At 69.9% G+C, this 17,806-nt stretch carries 16 protein-coding genes and 1 pseudogene; 5 read left to right on the forward strand and 12 right to left on the reverse strand.

Features of this window, described 5'->3' with window-relative positions:
* The 6 genes and pseudogenes from QQ657_RS55500 to QQ657_RS55525 form a co-directional block, all read right to left on the reverse strand.
* Positions 1–274, reverse strand: a pseudogene (locus QQ657_RS55500) (hypothetical protein); the annotation flags it as partial.
* Positions 271–1,128 (reverse strand): metal-dependent hydrolase, encoded by an 858-nt coding sequence (locus QQ657_RS55505; RefSeq protein WP_284750565.1) that lies wholly within the window; start codon positions 1,126–1,128, stop codon positions 271–273. The pseudogene QQ657_RS55500 and the gene QQ657_RS55505, both read right to left, overlap by 4 nt.
* Positions 1,125–2,597: a flavin-containing monooxygenase gene (locus QQ657_RS55510; RefSeq protein ID WP_284750566.1), complete on the reverse strand. Its 1,473-nt coding sequence runs from the start codon at positions 2,595–2,597 to the stop codon at positions 1,125–1,127. Before QQ657_RS55510 ends, QQ657_RS55505 begins: the two co-directional genes overlap by 4 nt.
* Before the next feature lie 81 nt (positions 2,598–2,678).
* The gene (locus tag QQ657_RS55515) at positions 2,679–3,152 is read right to left on the reverse strand and encodes a pyridoxamine 5'-phosphate oxidase family protein (protein ID WP_284750567.1); all 474 of its coding nucleotides are present in this window, start codon (positions 3,150–3,152) and stop codon (positions 2,679–2,681) included.
* A 9-nt stretch (positions 3,153–3,161) separates the two neighbouring features.
* Entirely contained in the window at positions 3,162–4,076 is a 915-nt protein-coding gene (locus QQ657_RS55520; RefSeq protein WP_284750568.1) for an SDR family oxidoreductase, read from the reverse strand.
* A gap of 82 nt (positions 4,077–4,158) precedes the next feature.
* On the reverse strand, positions 4,159–5,067 hold the full coding sequence (locus QQ657_RS55525) for an aldo/keto reductase (protein WP_284750569.1): 909 nt from the start codon (positions 5,065–5,067) through the stop codon (positions 4,159–4,161).
* Positions 5,068–5,130: 63 nt separating this feature from the next.
* On the opposite strand from QQ657_RS55525, the gene QQ657_RS55530 reads away from it, so the two are divergent.
* Both QQ657_RS55530 and fbaA read left to right on the forward strand, forming a co-directional pair.
* Positions 5,131–5,952 carry an LLM class F420-dependent oxidoreductase gene (locus QQ657_RS55530; protein ID WP_284750570.1) on the forward strand — a complete coding sequence of 274 codons (822 nt, stop codon included), beginning with the start codon at positions 5,131–5,133 and terminating at the stop codon, positions 5,950–5,952.
* 154 nt (positions 5,953–6,106) lie between these two features.
* On the forward strand, positions 6,107–7,138 hold the full coding sequence (gene fbaA, locus QQ657_RS55535) for a class II fructose-bisphosphate aldolase (protein WP_284750571.1): 1,032 nt from the start codon (positions 6,107–6,109) through the stop codon (positions 7,136–7,138).
* Between the two features lie 52 nt (positions 7,139–7,190).
* On the opposite strand, the gene QQ657_RS55540 is transcribed toward fbaA, so the two are convergent.
* A complete protein-coding gene (locus QQ657_RS55540) occupies positions 7,191–8,378 on the reverse strand; it encodes a hypothetical protein (RefSeq protein ID WP_284750572.1) in 1,188 nt (395 codons plus the stop codon).
* Positions 8,379–8,615: 237 nt separating this feature from the next.
* On the opposite strand from QQ657_RS55540, the gene QQ657_RS55545 reads away from it, so the two are divergent.
* On the forward strand, positions 8,616–9,026 hold the full coding sequence (locus QQ657_RS55545; protein ID WP_284750573.1) for a DUF3151 domain-containing protein: 411 nt from the start codon (positions 8,616–8,618) through the stop codon (positions 9,024–9,026).
* A 62-nt stretch (positions 9,027–9,088) separates the two neighbouring features.
* Here the strand turns inward: QQ657_RS55545 and QQ657_RS55550 are convergent, their stop codons facing one another.
* Positions 9,089–10,312: a lipase family protein gene (locus tag QQ657_RS55550; protein WP_284750574.1), complete on the reverse strand. Its 1,224-nt coding sequence runs from the start codon at positions 10,310–10,312 to the stop codon at positions 9,089–9,091.
* 88 nt (positions 10,313–10,400) lie between these two features.
* Here QQ657_RS55550 and QQ657_RS55555 point away from each other — a divergent pair, with 88 nt between their 5' ends.
* Positions 10,401–11,045 (forward strand): TetR/AcrR family transcriptional regulator, encoded by a 645-nt coding sequence (locus tag QQ657_RS55555; RefSeq protein WP_284750575.1) that lies wholly within the window; start codon positions 10,401–10,403, stop codon positions 11,043–11,045.
* Between the two features lie 6 nt (positions 11,046–11,051).
* Here QQ657_RS55555 and QQ657_RS55560 read toward each other — a convergent pair whose 3' ends face one another.
* The 4 genes from QQ657_RS55560 to QQ657_RS55575 all read right to left on the reverse strand — a co-directional run bounded on the left by QQ657_RS55560 (position 11,052) and on the right by QQ657_RS55575 (position 15,632).
* On the reverse strand, positions 11,052–12,218 hold the full coding sequence (locus tag QQ657_RS55560) for a GGDEF domain-containing protein (protein WP_284750576.1): 1,167 nt from the start codon (positions 12,216–12,218) through the stop codon (positions 11,052–11,054).
* 318 nt (positions 12,219–12,536) lie between these two features.
* Entirely contained in the window at positions 12,537–13,796 is a 1,260-nt protein-coding gene (locus QQ657_RS55565) for an MFS transporter (protein ID WP_284750577.1), read from the reverse strand.
* A gap of 318 nt (positions 13,797–14,114) precedes the next feature.
* Positions 14,115–15,260 (reverse strand): LLM class flavin-dependent oxidoreductase, encoded by a 1,146-nt coding sequence (locus tag QQ657_RS55570; protein WP_284750578.1) that lies wholly within the window; start codon positions 15,258–15,260, stop codon positions 14,115–14,117.
* 81 nt (positions 15,261–15,341) lie between these two features.
* Complete coding sequence (locus tag QQ657_RS55575; protein WP_284750579.1) at positions 15,342–15,632, reverse strand: hypothetical protein; 291 nt, start codon at positions 15,630–15,632, stop codon at positions 15,342–15,344.
* Positions 15,633–15,817: 185 nt separating this feature from the next.
* On the opposite strand from QQ657_RS55575, the gene QQ657_RS55580 reads away from it, so the two are divergent.
* Positions 15,818–17,695 (forward strand): FAD/NAD(P)-binding protein, encoded by a 1,878-nt coding sequence (locus QQ657_RS55580; protein WP_284750580.1) that lies wholly within the window; start codon positions 15,818–15,820, stop codon positions 17,693–17,695.
* Positions 17,696–17,806 lie beyond the last annotated feature (111 nt).

The following is a 17,806-nucleotide window of genomic DNA, read 5'->3' on the forward strand; positions in this document are numbered from 1 at the left end:
CCGTTAAGGCCACCTTACGGGCGTCAGACGCCCGTAAGGTGGCCTTAACGGCACTTGGCGCACGGACCAGGCGCAGGCTGACGACGTCCTCGGCCACGGGTTCGACGGATTCGACGAGCAGCGGCAGGTTCCGGTCCACTTCGCGCACCGGCGGCCGCCGTTTCCCGCTGAACCGCGACATCCGGCGGTAAACGCCCACCACACCGACCAAAGTGGACATCAGGAGGTCGGTCCGGTCGCTGCCGTCGAGCCGGGTGGGCCGGCCGAGCGTCACTCCGCGGCTCGCGCGGCGGGTGAGCTCGCCAGGTACGCCACCGCCTGCTCGGTGCTCCCGGTCTCCGTCGGGTGGTAGTCCTTCCGGAAGTACGGCCGGATCTCGCGCACCAGCTGGCGCCCGGTCGGCAGCAGGCCCCGTTTCGCCGCTCGCCGGTAACCCCGCAGCGTCGCGCGGCCCGGGCGGGTCGGGTCGTTGCGCATCAGATATCGCGTGCCGCGGGAGAACACCCACGCCAGCACCGGCGTCACCGCCGCCATGCTGCGCACCCGGCGCGTGTACCGCCCGTCCAGGTGCATGAACAGGTCGAACGCGACGGACCGGTGCTCGACCTCTTCGGCGCCGTGCCAGCGCAGCAGGTCGAGCATCACCGGGTCGGCGCCGGCGTCCTCCAGGGGCGCGTCGAGCACCCACTGGCCGAGGAACGCCGTGTAGTGCTCGATCGCGGCGACGATCCCGAGCCGTTCGACCAGCCACTCCTCGGCCGCCTGGCCGGTGAGGTCGCGGTCGCCGAGCAGCTTGCGGAACAGCCACTCCATCTGCGCGACGTACGGCCGCACGCGCAGGCCCGCGGCCTCCAGGTGCGCCGCCGCGCCGTCGTGGGCCTCGGCGTGCACCGCCTCCTGGCCGATGAAGCCGAGGACGTCCGCCTTGAGCCGTTCGTCGCGGATCAGCGGCACCGCCTGCTTGAACACCTCGACGAACCAGCGCTCGCCTTCGGGCAGCGCCAGGTGCAGCACGTTGATGGTGTGCGTGGCCTGCGGTTCGCCCGGGATCCAGTGCATCGGCAGGCTCGCCCAGTCGAACTCGACGTCCCGCGCGTGCAGGACGAGCTGTTCGTCCTCGGCGGTCATGACGCCCGGCCGGAAAGCTCGAAGTCGGCCGGGTCCACCTTCCGCGTCTCCAGCCAGTAGCGCCAGGTGAAGCCGGGCCAGATCGTCCGGTTCACGCCCTTGGCGTCGAGGTACCAGCTCTTGCAGCCGCCCTGCGTCCAGACGCCCTTGACCAGCTTGTCCTGGATGTCCTGCTGGAACTTGTCCTGCACGCCCGGCCGGACGTCGAGCGCGGCGGCGTCGCGGGAGCCGGCGAGCTTGATGGCGTCGACGACGTACCGCGACTGCGACTCGATCATGAACACCACGGAGTTGTGGCCCAGCGCGGTGTTCGGGCCGAGCAGGAAGAACAAGTTCGGGAAGCCGGAGACGGCGATGCCCTTGTGGGTCCGCATGCCCTCGGCGGCCCACTCCTTGGCGAGGTCGCGGCCGTCGACGCCGGTGATGTCGAGGTACTCCAGCGCGTCGGTCACCTTGAACCCGGTGCCGTAGACGATCGCGTCGACCTCGTGCTCGACCCCGGCCGAGTCGACGATCGAGTGCGCCTTGACCTCCTTGATCCCGGCGGTGTTCACGTCGACGTTCGGCCGGCTCAGCGCCGGGTAGTAGTCGTTGGAGATCAGGACGCGCTTGCAGCCCATGGTGTAGTCCGGCGTGACCTTCTTGCGCAGCGCGGAGTCCTTGATGCCCTTCGCGATGTTGCGCTTGGCGATCAGCTCGCCGGCCTTCATGATCGCCGGGTGGCCGTTGAAGCCGATGGCCCGCGCTTCGAGCAGCCAGTACAGCGCGTTGCGGTAGAGGCGCTGGGTGCCGGGCACGCGCTTGAACAGCGTCTGCGCCCACGACGGCATCGCGTGGTCGGGCTTCGGCATGATCCACGGCGGCGTCCGCTGGAACAGCGTCAGCTCGGCGACGTCGGGAGCGATCTTCGGGACGAACTGGACCGCGCTGGCGCCGGTGCCGACGACGGCGACCTTCTTGCCGCGCAGGTCGTACTCGTGGTTCCACTGCGCGGAGTGCCAGGTCTGGCCCTTGAACTTCGCGATCCCGGGCAGCTCGGGGACCTGCGGGATGTGCAGGCCGCCGACGCCGGAGACGAGGAACTGCGCGACGAACTCGCGGCCGTCCTTGGTCGTCGCCGTCCAGCGGCGCTCCTTCTCGTCCCAGTGGGCGCCGGTGAGCTCGACGCCGAACCGGATCTTCTCGCGCAGCCGGTACTTGTCCGCGACGCCCTTGAGGTACTCGAAGATCTCCGGCTGCGGCGAGAACGACCGCGACCAGTCCGGGTTCTGCTCGTACGAGAACGAGTACATGTGCGACTGCACGTCGCACGCGCACCCGGGGTAGGAGTTGTCGCGCCAGGTGCCCCCCACCTCGGTGGCCTTCTCCAGGATCACGTAGTCCCGGATGCCGGCCTTTTCGAGCTGGATCGCCTGGCCGAGCCCGGAGAACCCGGTGCCCACGATCACGACCTTGAACCGCTCGGTCATCTGTCGGCCTCCGCTGCTTCGAGGATGCTGCCGAGATGACGTTACCTCAAGTAACAGTTACTTGGAAGTACTCCCTACTGGTTAGTACGTCCCGCCGAGCTTGGTGTGGTCCCAGCTGACGATCTTCGTCGGGTGGAAGATCAGCCCGACGCGCTTGGGGGCCTGACCTGCGATGAAGCCGCTCAGCTCGTCCGGCACGGGGTCGCCGGGCTTGGCGCCCGCGTACCGCTGCATGAGCGTGATCCCCATCCGGGTGACTTCGGCGGTGTCCTCGATGATCTGGACGTCCGCCTCGAGCGAGATGCCGCGCAGCTTCTCGTAGCTGTCGCCGTCTTCGATGAGCACGGTCGCCTCCGGCAGTCGCCGGAGGTTCTTGGCCTTCTGCGACGTGCCGTACGTCCAGGTCGCGACGCCGTCCTCGTGCGGGAAGTACCAGAGCGGCGCGAGGTGCGGGCGGCCGTTCGGGCCGACGCTGGCGACGTTGATGACCTTCTGCTCGGCGAAGTACGCGCGCACTTCGTCCTCGGTCATCCGGATCTGGTCGCGACGTGACATCCGCAGCTCCTACGACTTCGTCGTGGCCGCGCGGCCACCGTGCCCGGTGACCGCGGACTCGAACGCGCCGCGCGCCTCGATGTCGGCCAGCGCGGCCTTGTCCGCCGAAGGTACCCGGCTGCGGGACCCGATTTCGATGATCGGCGGGAGGAACGCGCGGAGCAGCTTGAGGCCGCCGACCCAGCGTGGGACGTGGATGGTGCGGGCGCGCTTGAGGATGCCCGCTTCGAGGTCGTCCAGGGCGACGTCCAGCGGGTAGGTCTTGCCGATCAGGCCGGGCATCGACGAGCGGAGCTTGCCGAACACCGGGTGCGCGTCGGCGCTTTCGACGAGGTCGGTGCGGATCCACGTCGGGTGCGCGACGCCGACCTTGACGCCCAGGTGGGCGACCTCGGCGCGGAGGCTGTTCGAGAACGCTTCGACGCCGGCCTTCGCGGCGGAGTAGTTCGCCATGCCCGGCGCGTGCGTGATCGCGGCGAGGCTCGAGATCGCCAGCAGGTAGCCCTTGCGCTCGATGACGTGCGGGAGCGTGACGCGGAACGTGCGCCAGACGCCGAGCAGGTCGACCTCGATGACCTTCTCGAACGCGGCGCGGTCGACCGAGCGGACGAAGCCCGCGGTCGCGATGCCGGCGTTGGCGATGACGATGTCGATCCCGCCGAAGTGCTCGACGACGCCGGCCGTCGCGGCCTCGAGCGCGTCCCAGCTGGTGACGTCGGCTTCCCAGGCGTGCGCGTTCGGCCCGATCTTGTCGGCGACCTTCTGCTGCTCCTCGGCTTCGAGCCCGACGAGGGCGACCTTCGCGCCGCGGGCGGCGAGTCGTTCGGCCAGCCCGGCCCCGATGCCGCGGGCCGCGCCGGTGATGAGGACGACCTTGCCGTCGACCTTCTTGGTGCCGCTCAGCAGCGAAAACGGGTTGGCCACGGTGCCCTCCTGGACGTCGCACGTCGCTATCTGGAGGGCACCGTACCTCACCTTACTGCCAGTAAGCTACCCGATAGTAGGTTCAGGCTTCGCTCAATGCGGTTACTTCGGCGTCGGTCAGCTCGAGCGTCACCGACGCGATGAGATCGGTCAGCTGCTCAGTCGTCCGGGCGCTGGCGATCGGCGCGGCGACCGTCGGCTGCTGCCGCAGCCAGGCGAGCGAGACCGTGGCGACCGAGACGTCGTGCGCCTGGGCGACCTCGTCGAGCTTGGCCAGCACGCGCTCGCCGTTTCCGTCCAAATAGGACTCCGCGCGGGCGGCGCGCGGGCTGTCGCTTTCGGCGCCCTTCGTGCGGTACTTGCCGGTGAGGAACCCCTTCGCGAGGGCGAAGTACGGCAGCGTGGCGAGGCCTTCGCGTTCGACGAGCGGGGCGAGGTCGCGCTCGTAGTCCCGCTCGACGAGGTTGTAGTGCGGCTGCAGCACCGCGTACCGGGCGAGGCCGTTCGTGTCCGAAATGGACAGTGCTTCGGCAAGGCGTTCGGCGCTGTAGTTGGACGCGCCCAGGTGGCGGACCTTGCCCGCGCGGACGAGCGCGTCGAAGGCCGTCAGGGTCTCTTCGAGCGGGGTGTCCGGGTCGTCCCGGTGTGCGTAGTAGAGGTCGATGTGGTCGGTCTTGAGGCGGCGCAGCGAGTCCTCGGCCGCGGCCTGGATGTTCTTCGCGGACAGGCCCGGCCGGCCGCCCCACATGCCGACCTTCGTCGCGACGACGACGTCGTCCCGGTTGCCGCGCGCGGCGAGCCAGTTGCCGAGGATCTCCTCGGAGCCGCCGCCCCCGCCGTAGAGGTCGGCGGAGTCCACGAAGTTGCCCCCGGCCGCGGTGTAGGCGTCGAGCACGGCGAAGGACTGCGGCTCGTCCGCCGTCCAGCCGAAGACGTTGCCGCCGAGGTTGAGGCCGTACACGTCGAGGTCGGTGTTGCCCAGCTTGGTCATGCCTTCGACGTTAGTTCGCCGATCCCGGGAGGAAAATCGCCGTCCCACGCGTTGGAGTGTTCCATGGCTATCGAACTGGGCAAGCTCGGAATCTGGCGGTACCACGGGAACGTCGACGCGAAGTTCGCGGCGGAGGCGGAGAAGCTCGGCTACGGGGCGATCTGGCTGGGCGGCTCGCCCGGCGGCGACCTCGCGCCCGTGGACGACCTGCTCGCGGCGACGGACTCGCTGGTCATCGCCACCGGCATCGTGAACATCTGGCAGGACGAACCGGCGTCGATCGCGAAGGCGTACGAGCGCATCGCGGCGAAGTTCCCGGACCGCTTCCTGCTGGGCGTCGGCGCGGGCCACCGCGAAGCGACGAAGGAGTACAAGAAGCCGTACGCGGCGCTGGTCGAGTACCTGGACGGCCTGGACGCGGCGGGCGTCCCGGTCGGCGGGCGCGCGCTGGCGGCGCTGGGCCCGAAGGTGGTCAAGCTGTCCGGCGATCGCACGGCGGGCGCGCACCCGTACCTGACGACGCCGGAGCACACCCGCGAGACCCGCGAGATCCTCGGCGCGGGCAAGCTGCTGGCCCCGGAGCACAAGGTGGTCCTGTCGACCGACGCCACCGAGGCGCGCGCGATCGGCCGCAACACCGTCAAGTACTACCTCGGGCTGTCGAACTACGTCGCCAACCTGCGCAAACTCGGTTTCACGGACGCCGACCTGGAGGGTGAGGGCAGCGACCGCCTGATCGACGCGCTGGCCCTGCACGGCGACGCGCCGACGATCGCGCGCGGCCTGTCGGCGCACTTGGAGGCGGGGGCGGACCAGGTGATCGTCCAGGTGCTCAACGAGGACCCTTGGCCGGCCTACCGCGCGCTGGCGTCCGAACTGCTGTGATCTACGTCCGGCCGCCGGTTCGCCCGGCGGCCGGACACACCTCCTTCTGAACCGATTCGACGTGCGGAGAAGTTTCTCCCCGGGGACCGGTGTGCGGCGGCGGTCCACCTCGTACGATGCGGTCGGGACCCATCCCTGCCAAGGAGGAATACCGATGCCCATCGCGACCCCCGAGGTCTACGCGGAGATGCTCGACCGGGCGAAGGCGAACGAGTTCGCCTACCCGGCCATCAACGTGACCTCGTCCGAGACCGTGAACGCCGCCATCCGCGGGTTCGCCGAGGCGGAGAGCGACGGGATCATCCAGTTCTCCACCGGCGGTGCGGAGTTCGCGTCGGGCCAGAAGGTCAAGGACATGGTCGTCGGCGCGGCCGCGCTGGCGGAGTTCGCGCAGGTCGTGGCGGCGAAGTACGACGTCAACGTCGCGCTGCACACCGACCACTGCCCGAAGGACAAGCTGGACGGTTTCGTCCGCCCGCTGATCGAGATCTCGGCGGAGCGCGTCAAGAACGGCCAGAACCCGCTGTTCCAGTCCCACATGTGGGACGGCTCGGCGATCGACCTCGACGAGAACCTCGAGATCGCCGCGGAGCTGCTCGCCAAGACGGCGGCCGCGAAGATCATCCTCGAGGTCGAGATCGGCGTCGTCGGCGGCGAAGAGGACGGCGTCGAGGCGGAGATCAACGAGAAGCTGTACACGGCCGAGGGCGACTTCCTGAAGACGATCGACGCGCTGGGCGCGGGCGACCGCGGCCGCTACCTGCTGGCGGCGACGTTCGGCAACGTCCACGGCGTGTACAAGCCGGGCAACGTGAAGCTCCGCCCGGACGTCCTGAAGGGCGGCCAGGAGGCGGCGGCGAAGAAGCTCGGCCTGGACGCGGGGGCGAAGCCGTTCGAGCTGGTCTTCCACGGCGGCTCGGGTTCTCTCCCGGAGGAGATCCGCGAGGCGGTGTCGTACGGCGTGGTGAAGATGAACGTCGACACGGACACGCAGTACGCGTTCACGCGCCCGATCGTGGACCACTTCTTCAAGAACTACGACGGGGTTCTGAAGATCGACGGCGAGGTCGGCAACAAGAAGGTTTACGACCCGCGGTCGTACTTGAAGGCCGCTGAGGCCGGGATGGCTCAGCGCGTGGTCGAGGCCTGCCAGGCTCTGGGCTCTGCTGGGACGAAGGTCAAGTAAGCCCGTTCACGACGAAGGGGCCGCCACAGCTGTGGCGGCCCCTTCGTCGTGTTCAGACCGTTTCGGGAACAGAACGCCGGGCGGCCAGCCGGCGCGTGACCGGACCGGCCGCCGCCCACAGCACGAACACCGCCACCAGTGCCACTCCCGCCGTCCAGTATTCGACCGGGGGCGCCGATTCCGTGTGCGCGTCACCCAGGATCCACGGCCGGAACTGTGACTGCAGCCACAGCGCCCCGTACCCGAACGCCGTCACCAGCAACGCGCCCGCACCCGCCGTCAGCAGCCCGTGCTCGCGGCCGATCGCGAACGCCAGGTCCACCGCCAGCCCCACGAAGAGCAGGTAGAACGGGATAGTCGACACCGGGAAGCCCATGCCGAGCAGCAGCGGCCACATCACGCCGCGGTAGGCGATGTACGCCAAAGCCACCGCAGAAGCCGACCAGCGGAAACCCAACGTGCGCCGAGCCAAGACCAAGATCAACGCCATCACCCCGATGCCCCACAGCGGGTACACCCACTCCGGGATCGGCATCGTGAAGTGCATGACCGCGGTCCGGTCGACCGGGTGCCCGATCTGGTTGGCCGCGAAGTCCAGCAGCGACGGCTCGGCCTCCGGTGCCCCGCGCTCCCATGCGCGCAATCCCAGGATCCCGTATTCCTGCTGGCCGTTCGGGAAGAACGTGTTCTCCAGGAAGAACGCCCACAGCGCGAGCAGCACGCCCGTCCGGAAGCGGCCCGGCGGTGAGAACCGGAGCCACCCCAGGAGCACGCCCGCCTGCATGATGCCCGTGCCCAGGTACAACATCATGTGGGACGGGCTCCACGCGGTCAGGTCGAGGCCGTTGACGCGGTGGTTGATCACGTCCAGCGGCGCCGCCACCAGGAACGTCAGCAGGCCGATCTGCATCAAGCGCAGGGAGCGGCGATCACAGCCGAGGCCCGTGTAGCTGTGGATCGCCACCAGCACCACGATGATCACCGTGCCGACGGTGTTGATCAGGTGCGGCGGAGCCAGGTCGTCGCGCAGCCACATGAAGTGCCACGACATGTCCCACGACGAGCCGACCAGCTTGAACGCGAACGCCGCCAGCCACATCCCGTAGCAGAACCGGAGCACCCAGTCCGGCGTCGGCTGCCCGGGGGCGCCGCGGTGCCAGTGCCGCGTGAAGAACAGCCGCGTCTTGCCGATCGGGCTGCGCGGGATCACGTCCACCGGGACGTCGACTGCCTTGGCCATGCCGGACATCATGGCCGCTCATGGTCACGAGCGGGCCAAGACCGTGGCGAAAGACGCGAAAATCGGGATTCACCCCTAAGGGTGGACGACTTGCCTTCGGTGTGCCTCGGTTGGCAGGGTGTGCCGCCATGATGCCGAAACGAGTTGTGGCCGCCGTCCTGATCGGCGCACTGGTGCTGGCCGGCGGCGGGGTCCTGGGGGCCCTGTTCTTCTGACCCGCGGGGCAGAATGGGCGGCATGACGCACAACCTGCTCGGCCCCGAGCCGACGCTGCTGCCCGAGCACACCGCCGCCCAGGCCGCGCTCGACGCCGGGAACGACCCGGCCGCCGTCGCCGCCGAACACCCCGACTACAGCGAGGCCTGGGCTTCGCTGGCCGAGAAGGCCTTCGACGCGGGTGAGACCGTCGCCGCCTACGCGTACGCCCGCACCGGCTACCACCGGGGGCTCGACCAGCTGCGCCGCGCCGGCTGGAAGGGCTTCGGCCCGGTGCCGTGGGCGCACCGGCCGAACCAGGGGTTCCTACGGGCCCTCGCGGTGCTGGGCAAGGCCGCCGGGAAGATCGGCGAGACCGAGGAGTACGACCGCTGCCGCACGTTCCTCGCCGACTCCGACTCCGCCGCCGCGGAAGCCACCGGCCTCAAGTGACGCAGACGTCATGAAGGGCACCCTCATGGACATAAGAGCCATGAGGGTGCCCTTCATGGCATTCAGAACAAGCCGCAGTTGGAAAGAGCCGGCAGACCCGCGAAGCGAGCCTCGAGCCACGCGAACGCCTCCGGGTACGCGCGCACCGCGGCGAGCACGTGCGTGGGTACCAGCGTCGTGCTGAACCGCACCTTCACGCCCTTGCCGCACCACGTCCGGCCCAGGTCGCGGTCCTGCGCGTAGGGCACGATGTCGTCGAGTGCGCTGTGGACGATCAGCACCGGCGCCGTCGGCTTCAGCGTCCCGATCTTCTGCTCGGCCACGCGCGTCCGGTACGGCTCTTCACCGAGGTACGCCGTGAGCGAGCGGCCGTCGGTCGTCAGGGTCGACGACTGCGTGAACGCGTGCGCGGCGATCGCCTCCACCGTGCACTCGGTCCGGACCTGCTCGAACAGCTGCTTGCCGCGCGCGTTGAGCAGCGCCGGGATGTTCAGCTCCGGGTACGCGTAGTTCATGCTCACCAGCGCGAACCCGAGGAAGCCGACCGCGTAGTGGCCGTCGAGGTTCTTGGCGACCTCGCCGAGGTCCGCCGGCACCGCGCCCGCGTACGCGCCCTTCAGCTTCAGTTCGGGCGCGTAGCCCGGCTGCAGCTCCGCCGCCGCGGCCGACGCGCCGCCGCCCTGGGAGTAGCCCGCGATCGCGACCGGGCCGTCGTCCGGGAGCCCGGCCTCCGGCAGCCGCTGCGCCGCGCGGATCGCGTCGAGCACCGCGTGCCCTTCCGAAGCGCGGTTGACGTAGGTGTGGTCGCCCGGTGTCCCGAGTCCCTCGTAGTCGGTGACGACGACGCCGTAGCCCCGCGCCAGCAGCCCGGCGATGAACGGCCCTTCGTACTCGAAGCCGGCGGCAAGCGCTTTCGACGGCGCGCAGTCGTCGCCCTCGCCCTGCGTGCCGACGGCGTAGGAGACGATCGGCCGCACCCCGGCGCCGTGCCAGGCCGACCGAGGGGTCAGCACGGTCCCGGTGACCGCGATCGGCGAACCGTGGGTGTCGGTGCTGCGGTACATGATCCGCTGGACGCCGGCGTCGGCCTTGATCAGCTTGACCGGATCGATGTAGAACGTCGACACCTCGTGCCGGATGACGTCGCCGTCGCTGCCGGCCGGCAAGGGCGAAGGGGGGTCGTAGAACGACGCGGCGGAGGCTTGCGGCGGGCCGAGCGCCACCAGGGCCAGAACCGAAACCGTGGCGACCGCCGCGGAGAGGGCGCGGCGAGAGAAGATACGCATGCTTGCTCCTCGTTGAGCAGGGCTGGTGCGCGGGGAACACCTTTTTGGACAGAGGTGTCGGAAAAAGAATCACGTGAGGTGGACCACCATGTCAAGCCCGGCGCCGCGCGGACGGCCGCGCAAGCTCCCGGTCGGGGAGCAGCGCGCACGCGTGCTGAACGCGACGGCGAAGGTCGTCGCGCAGCACGGGATGCAGGGCGCGACGATCGAGCAGATCGCGCGCGAGGCCGGCGTCTCGCGCCAGTCCGTCTACGAGCGGTTCGGCGACCGCGCGACGCTGTTCGCCGAGGTCGTGGCCGAAACCGAGGAGCGCGCCTTCGCCGCCATCGCGGGCCCGTCGGTGACCGACCCGCAGCCCGGCCTGCGGGCCTGGGCGCGCGCCAACTACGCCAACATGGTCACCTTCGTCGCCGACAGCCCCGAGGCCTACGGCGTGCTCCGCGCGGCCGAGCGCGCGGGCGACCCCGCTCTCACCCGGTTGAGGGAGAGACTGGCCGTCGTCTACGCCGACGCGAGCCGCAAGCGGTGGGCCGCGCACGGCATCGACTCCGGCCGTGCGGACCGCGCGCTCGTCACGCTCTTCTTCGCGATGACCGAATCATTGGTCCAGGCGACCTGGGACGGCGAGCCGCCGGACCAGGAGGCCTTGATCGACCTGCTGACCGAATTCACGGTAGGCGGCGTCGCCCGCCTCCAGACGAAGGCGAGCGACGTCATCGACCGGCTGCGCTGAGCGCAGCTAAGCCGCGGTCAGCGCTACTTCGGGCGACCCCACCACCCGGTTCCGCCCGCCGTGCTTGGCCGCGTACACGGCCGCGTCGGCGGACGACATCACTTCCTCGATCGACGACCCGTCGAGCGGGTAGGCGGCGACGCCGATGGACGCCGTCTGCCGTTCGATGGCGACAGCGGCGCCTTCGTTGGTCTTCGTGCTGATGATCAGCTCGCTGACCCGTTGCCGGATCCGTTCCGCCGTGACGATCGCGTCCGCTTTGGACGTCGAGGGCAACAGCGCGACGAACTCCTCGCCGCCGAACCGGCCGACCAGGTCGTGCGCCCGGGTCTCCTGCTTGACCACGGCGGCCACCGCCTTGAGCACGTCGTCCCCCGCGAGGTGCCCGTAGGTGTCGTTGATCCGCTTGAAGTGGTCGAGGTCGATCATCATGGCGCCGAAGCTGCCGTTGTCCCGCGCGGCGCGAGAGATCTCCCGCTGTGCGCCGTCCTGCCAAGTGGTGGCGTTGAGCAGCTGCGTCTTCTGGTCGGTCGTCGCCAGCTCCTCCAGCCGCTTGATCAGCACGGACCGCTGCAGCACGTACAGCGGCAGGATGACCAGCACCGACAGCAGCGGCTCGGTCGTCAGGACCATGACGAGCAGGCCGCCGACGCACAGGGTGGCCAGCTCCAGCAGGTTGTCGTCCATGTTCCCCAGGCAGCCCTCGACGGTCGCCTTCTCCGGTGCGGCCAGGTACAGGCCGAGCCCGGTCAGGGCCGTGTTGGCGGTGAAGAACGCGACGGCGGCGAGCGCGACGGCGGTCATGCCGTGCCCGTGAAGCGCTTCCGCGACGAGGCCGGCGGCGAAGCCGGAGAGGATCATCGTCGTCGCGTTGGCCGCGACGCGGTGGAACTCGCCCGGCCGGAAGCCCGACCAGCTGCGGAAGGCGAGGTAGATGTAGAGCACGGTGCCCAGGACGGCGACCAGCTGTGGCGGCACCAGCAGCCCGGCGGGGAGCAGCCAGACCGACGTCATGTTGACGTGCGGCCCGTTGCTCAGGATCCGGCGCTGGCGCTCGATGCGCCTGCTGACTTCGGTCTGGGTCACCGCGAGCCCGGTGAGCAGCGCGAACGTCCCCACGTTCGCGAGCGTGACCGGAATAGACAACGTGGCGGCCGTGGTCCAGGCAAGCATGACGGCGATCGCGGTGAGTGTGACCGCGACCCAAGCGCGTGGCCTCGACCACAGCGCCCAGGCCGCAACACCACGACCCGAGGCTTGTCCAGACCGTTCCCCCGATGTGACCATTTTTCCCCCAGCCCCTTGCGCAGGTGATCAGTGACAATCTACTCACGGACAGTTTCAGACCGTTTGCCAGCTGTCCACAAGGGCTTTCGGTGTGTACTTTTTCTATGACACCGGAACGAGAGGTGGCCAGCGATGCGCGGCAAAGATCAGTGACCGCACAGCGCACCGCAAGGTCGCGCAGGTCAGGCCCACGCGCGGGGCATGTCAAGCATGTTCGGCGCGTGCGGCTTCTTTGTCGTGCCATCGTCCGGGTTCGCCCGATAACGATCGGGTCCACAGCACCGCCAGCGGCAGGGTGAGCACGATCCCGGCGATCCCGAAGATCCCGACGGTGCCGTGCGGGCTCAGCTGATCCGCGAGCACGCCCCCGATCAACGGGCTGATGCCCATCATCGTGGTCAGCCCGGTGTTGGACAGGCCCATCACCTGCGCGCGCTGCGCGTCGGGCACGGCCAGTGTCAGTGACGCCGTCGCCTGCAGCAGGCAGACCGTGCCGAGGCCGCCGGAGATGATGAAGAGCACGATCGACGCGGTCGGCCCGGGGTTGAGGAAGCAGAGCACGAGCGGGACCGCGCAGAGCCCCGAGAGCGGGCCGATCAGCTTCGGCCGCAGCCGGGCGGGCACCCAGCGCGTGTAGGCGAACGTTGCGATGACGCTGCCGATCGGGTCGGCCGCGAGCAGCAGGCCGATCGCCGTGGGGCCACCGCCCGACGCCGCCACGTACGGCGCGGCGATGCCCTCGTAGACCGGCAGGAGCCCCATCAGCCAGGTGAACAGCACCAGGGTGCGCAGCGGCGAGTTCGCGAACGCCGTCCGGCTGCCGCCCCCGAGCGTCGCGAAGAAGGACTTGCGCTGCTCGCCGCTCGCCGCGGCCGGCCGGGCCCGGACGCCGAGGCGGATGAACAGGGCCGAGAGCACGAACGTCGCTGCGTCGATGGCCAGCGCCACGTGCGGGTCGAGGGCGATCAGCAGCGCGCCGCCACCGGCGAACCCGAGCAGCTGCGCACTCTGCACGGTCATGCTCCGGATGCCCATCCCCACGACGAACCGGTCGCCTTCGAGCACCTGCGGCAGCAGCGCGAGCTGGGACGCCTTGAACGGCGGGTTGACCAGGGACACCCCGCCGACCAGCACGCACATCAGCCAGAACGGCACGCCCGGCAGGGCGACGAGCAGGATCAGGGCGGCGCGCAGCAGGTCGACGAGCACCATCACGGTGCGGCGGGGGAAGCGGTCGGCGAAGCCGGTCAGGAAGATGCCGCCCAGCAGCGAGGGCGCGTAGGTCAGCGCGTAGGTGAGGCCGGTCAGCGTGGCGGAGTTGGTCCCGGTGAACACCAGGATGGACAGGGCGACTCTGGCGAGCTGGTCACCGGCGATCGACAGCAGTTCCCCGAACCACAGCGCGCGGAACTCGGCGATCCCGAACACCTCGCGGAACGTGACGCGATCCCGCGGAGCTGCCATGCGCATTCTCCCGACCTCTTGTACAGACCGTGCTCTTCGCATGACCGCTGGTGATTAACGGGGCCGAACGGTCATGGGGTAGTCACGGTACGTGAGTTACCACAGTCAGTGTCCCGTGACTGTTGGTAAATCTCTAGGTTCTTTCGCCGGTATCCAAGGTGTCACGGAGCTTTCCTGGACGGGTCAGACGATAGCCCGCAGTGTCTGGCCGGTCGCCCAGGAGTCACCAATGGATCATTCCGTACCCGATGGCCGGAGGGCCAGAGGCAAAAGTAGCCACCTCGCGTTCGCGAGGTGGCTACTGGGGAGAACGGGGAATCAGCCGTCGACGGCGAGGGCGTCCTCCGCGGGGGCCCGCGTCACGCCGGACGCGCGCTCGGCGTCCCGCTTGGCCACCTCTTCCCGGACGATCGGGATGACGTACCGGCCGAAGTCGATCGTGTCGCCGAGCATGTCGTAGCCCCGCGCCGACAGGATCTCGACGCCGAGGTCGTAGTAGTCCAGCAGCGCCTGCGCGACCGTCTCCGGCGTGCCGACCAGCGCGTTCGAGTTGCCCGCGCCGCCCGTCGCGGCCGCCGTCGGGGTCCACAGCGCGCGGTCGAAGCGTTCGCCCTGCGCCGCGACCGACAGCAGCCGCTGGGAGCCGGTGTTCTCGGGCTCGGTGAGCTTGTGCCGCCGGGTCAGCGGCTGGCCGCCTTTGGTCCGGTCCTTGATCGCGCCCACCGTCGCGTGGGCCTTCTCCCAGGCCAGCTCCTCGGTCGGCGCGATGATCGGCCGGAACGCGACCTGGATCCGCGGCACGTCCGTGCGGCCGGCCGCCAGCGCCGCGGCTTTGACGGACTCGATCTGCTCCGCGGTCTGGGCCAGCGGCTCGCCCCAGAGGCAGTAGATGTCCGCTTCGGCGCCGCCGGCGGCGTACGCGGCGGGCGACGAGCCGCCAAAGGAGACGCCCGGCCGCGGCTTCTGCACGGGTTTGACGTCGCTGACGTAGTCCTTGAAGCGGTAGTACTCGCCCTCGAAGTCGAAGGGCTCATCCGACGTCCAGGCCTTCTTGATGATCTGGATCGCTTCGCGCGTGCGTCCGTAGCGCTCGTCCTTCGTGAGGTAGTCGCCTTCGCGCTGCTGCTCGTGGTCGTTGCCGCCGGTGATGAAGTGCACGGTCAGGCGGCCGTCGGAGATCTGGTCGAGCGTCGCGAACGTCTTCGCCGCGAACGTCGGGTACGAGACGTTCGGGCGGTGCGCGAGCAGGATCTGCAGCTTCTCGAGCTTGGTGGCGACGTACGCGGCCACCTGTGCGGGGTCCGGCGAGCCGGAGCCGTAGGCGAACAGCACCCGGTCCCAGCCGAAGTCCTCGTGCGCGCGGGCCAGGCGCAGCGTGTACTCCTTGTCGAACACCCCGCCCGAGCGGGCGTGCGTCTCCGACCCGTCGTGCGTGCCTCCGATGCCCAGGAACTCCACCGGCATTCCGTCCACCTTCTCTCACGTCGCTACCCCCAGGGCTACGCCTGGCGCGAGGGGGCGGCAACGCAGTCCGCAGGGTGGAACTCAGGCCCGGTACCGCTCGATCACCTCGATCGACGCGCGGACCTGCTCGAAGGTGGGCGGGGCCGCCCGGTTGAACACGACGGTCAGGGACCGGCGCGGGACGACCACGAACTCGACGTCGACCCCGGCCGCCTCCGACGCGGCCTCGACGACGTCCCGCCAATGCTTCGGGTCGATCCCGTCGGGGTCGGCCCACTCGTGCGCGAAGATCGCCCAGTTGCCCCTGAGCAGGGTGCCGACCACGTCCTGCGCGGTGTGAACGCGGTGCGGCGGACTGATCTCGTCAGTCACGTCTTCGCAGGTGCGGCAGTGCTGCGAAGGCCCGGGCGCCTGGGTGGACTGGGGACAAATCCGCTCCTCTCGACGACGTGCCCCGGGGATTCGGCGCCACGCACCGCAGTGTTTGGTTTTATTCCCCGAATTCCGGAGTATGAGAAGGACGCCCTGGTCGGGAGCCCCGGCGTAGCTTCGGCTGCATGGCCGAGCGCGCGCCGTTCACCCTCGCTGTCGTGGGCGCCGGACCCCGGGGGGTCGGCGTCCTCGAGCGTCTCGGCGCGAATTCGGAACTGCTGCGCGGCCGCCGGCTCGAGGTGCACCTGATCGACCCGTTCCCGCCGGGGCCCGGCCGCGTGTGGCGCTACGACCAGTCGCCGCTGCTGCGGATGAACTCCATGCCCGAAGACGTCACGATGTTCACCGACGACTCGGTGAAGATGGCGGGCCCGGTGCGGCCGGGACCGACGCTGCTGGAGTGGGCGCGAAAGGTGCGTGAGGGCGCGCTCGACGCCGAAGTGCCTGCCGACGTCGTCGCCGAGCTGACCGCGCTCGACAGCTTCGACTTCCCGACCCGGCGGCTGCAGAGCGCCTACCTGACCTGGGTCTACCGCAAGATCCTCGGCGATCTCCCCGAAGGCATCGACGTCGTCGAGCACGCCGCGCGGGCCGTCGGGGCCGACGGTCATACCGTCAGCCTGTCCGACGGTACGACCGTCGCGGCGGACGCCGTCGTGTTCACCGTCGGGCACCTCGACGCGGAACCGGACGAACGGGAGCGCGAGCTCGTCACGTTCGCCGCGCGCCACGGGCTCGCCTACTACCCGGCCGGCTACACCGCCGACGTCGACTACTCCGGCATCGCGCCGGGCGAAACCGTGCTGGTGCGTGGGTTCGGGCTGGCGTTCGTCGACCTGATGCTGCTGCTGACCGAGGGCCGCGGCGGCCGGTTCGAAGACCTCCCGGGCGGCGGCCTGCGCTACCACCCGAGCGGCGCCGAGCCGGTGCTGCACGTCGGCTCGCGGCGCGGGGTGCCCTACCACGCCAAGATCGGCTACCGGCTGCGCGGGAAACCGTTGCGGCTGCCCAGGTTCTTCGACGCCTACGCGATGGACGGCCTGCCGGGGGAGGCGCTCGACTTCCGCGCCGACGTCTGGCCGCTGATCGCGAAAGAGCTGGCCTGGGGCTACTACAGCGAGCTGTTCACCGGGCACCCGGACCGCGTGCGCCTGGACTTCGTCGTGTTCGCCGACGCCTTCGCCGACCTGCCCTGGGATTCGCCGGGGATGCGGGACCTCGTCGAGCGGGCGGTCCCCGCCGAGGCCGACCGCCTCGACCTCGACCGGCTCGACCGGCCACTGGCGGGCCGCGAGTTCGGCTCGGCGGAAGAGTTCGGCAAGGAACTGCGGGAGTACGTCGAGGCCGACCTGGCGCGCCGGGCCGACCAGGAGTTCAGCGCCGACCTGGGCGCGTTCATGGCGCTGCTCTCGGTGTACGGCCAGCTGCCGCTGCTGGTCCAAAAAGGACGGCTGGACGCGTCCTCTCAAGTGTCCGATATGGACGGCTGGTTCCACGGGTTCTTCTCGTACTACGCCAGCGGGCCGCCGCCGCGCCGGCTGGAGGAGCTGCTGGCCCTGCACCAGGCCGGCGTGGTTTCGTTCGCCGGCGCGGACATGCAGGTGACGGCGGACCGCGGCGAGTTCGCCGCGACCAGTGCCAGCTACCCGGGAACGGTGTCGGCGCGGACCCTGGTCGAGGCGCGGCTGCCGGGCCCGAGCGTGACCCGGGCGGCGGACGGCCTGCTCCGGCAGCTGCGTGACACGGGCGAGCTGGCCGAGGAGACGGTGGCGGACCCGGTGACCGGCGCGTTGCTGCCGTCGGGCCGGATCCACACGCGCGTGTCGGACTCCCGCCTGCTCGACGGCACCGGCCGCCCGCACCCGCACCGCTTCGCCGTGGGCCCGCACACGAGCGCCCGCTCGGCGGCGGCGTTCACCCGGCCCCGGACGAACGCGTCGAGCTTCCGCCAGAACGACGCCGTCGCGCGCGAGATCCTGGCGCTGGTCACCGGTCGTGAGTGAGAAACAGTGTTGGTATGTGAATCGAGGTGACCAGGGCAGGGCGTAGCCCCCGGCGAGCGGAGCGCTGCCGGTTGTTGCCGGGTGGTGCTCTCAGGCGGCGGGTTCGAGACT

The sequence above is a fragment of the Amycolatopsis ponsaeliensis genome (assembly GCF_030182635.1).
Taxonomy (GTDB): Bacteria; Actinomycetota; Actinomycetes; order Mycobacteriales; family Pseudonocardiaceae; genus Amycolatopsis; species Amycolatopsis ponsaeliensis.

What these genes read in the sequence shown, in the direction of transcription:
- QQ657_RS55505 (WP_284750565.1), bottom strand. Translation starts at nt 1,128, where the DNA reads ATGACCGCCGAGGACGAACAGCTCGTCCTGCACGCGCGGGACGTCGAG.
- QQ657_RS55510 (WP_284750566.1), bottom strand. Translation starts at nt 2,597, where the DNA reads ATGACCGAGCGGTTCAAGGTCGTGATCGTGGGCACCGGGTTCTCCGGG.
- QQ657_RS55515 (WP_284750567.1), bottom strand. Translation starts at nt 3,152, where the DNA reads ATGTCACGTCGCGACCAGATCCGGATGACCGAGGACGAAGTGCGCGCG.
- QQ657_RS55525 (WP_284750569.1), bottom strand. Translation starts at nt 5,067, where the DNA reads ATGACCAAGCTGGGCAACACCGACCTCGACGTGTACGGCCTCAACCTC.
- QQ657_RS55530 (WP_284750570.1), top strand. Translation starts at nt 5,131, where the DNA reads ATGGCTATCGAACTGGGCAAGCTCGGAATCTGGCGGTACCACGGGAAC.
- fbaA (WP_284750571.1), top strand. Translation starts at nt 6,107, where the DNA reads ATGCCCATCGCGACCCCCGAGGTCTACGCGGAGATGCTCGACCGGGCG.
- QQ657_RS55540 (WP_284750572.1), bottom strand. Translation starts at nt 8,378, where the DNA reads ATGGCCAAGGCAGTCGACGTCCCGGTGGACGTGATCCCGCGCAGCCCG.
- QQ657_RS55545 (WP_284750573.1), top strand. Translation starts at nt 8,616, where the DNA reads ATGACGCACAACCTGCTCGGCCCCGAGCCGACGCTGCTGCCCGAGCAC.
- QQ657_RS55550 (WP_284750574.1), bottom strand. Translation starts at nt 10,312, where the DNA reads ATGCGTATCTTCTCTCGCCGCGCCCTCTCCGCGGCGGTCGCCACGGTT.
- QQ657_RS55555 (WP_284750575.1), top strand. Translation starts at nt 10,401, where the DNA reads ATGTCAAGCCCGGCGCCGCGCGGACGGCCGCGCAAGCTCCCGGTCGGG.
- QQ657_RS55560 (WP_284750576.1), bottom strand. Translation starts at nt 12,218, where the DNA reads ATGCTTGCCTGGACCACGGCCGCCACGTTGTCTATTCCGGTCACGCTC.
- QQ657_RS55565 (WP_284750577.1), bottom strand. Translation starts at nt 13,796, where the DNA reads ATGGCAGCTCCGCGGGATCGCGTCACGTTCCGCGAGGTGTTCGGGATC.
- QQ657_RS55570 (WP_284750578.1), bottom strand. Translation starts at nt 15,260, where the DNA reads ATGCCGGTGGAGTTCCTGGGCATCGGAGGCACGCACGACGGGTCGGAG.
- QQ657_RS55580 (WP_284750580.1), top strand. Translation starts at nt 15,818, where the DNA reads ATGGCCGAGCGCGCGCCGTTCACCCTCGCTGTCGTGGGCGCCGGACCC.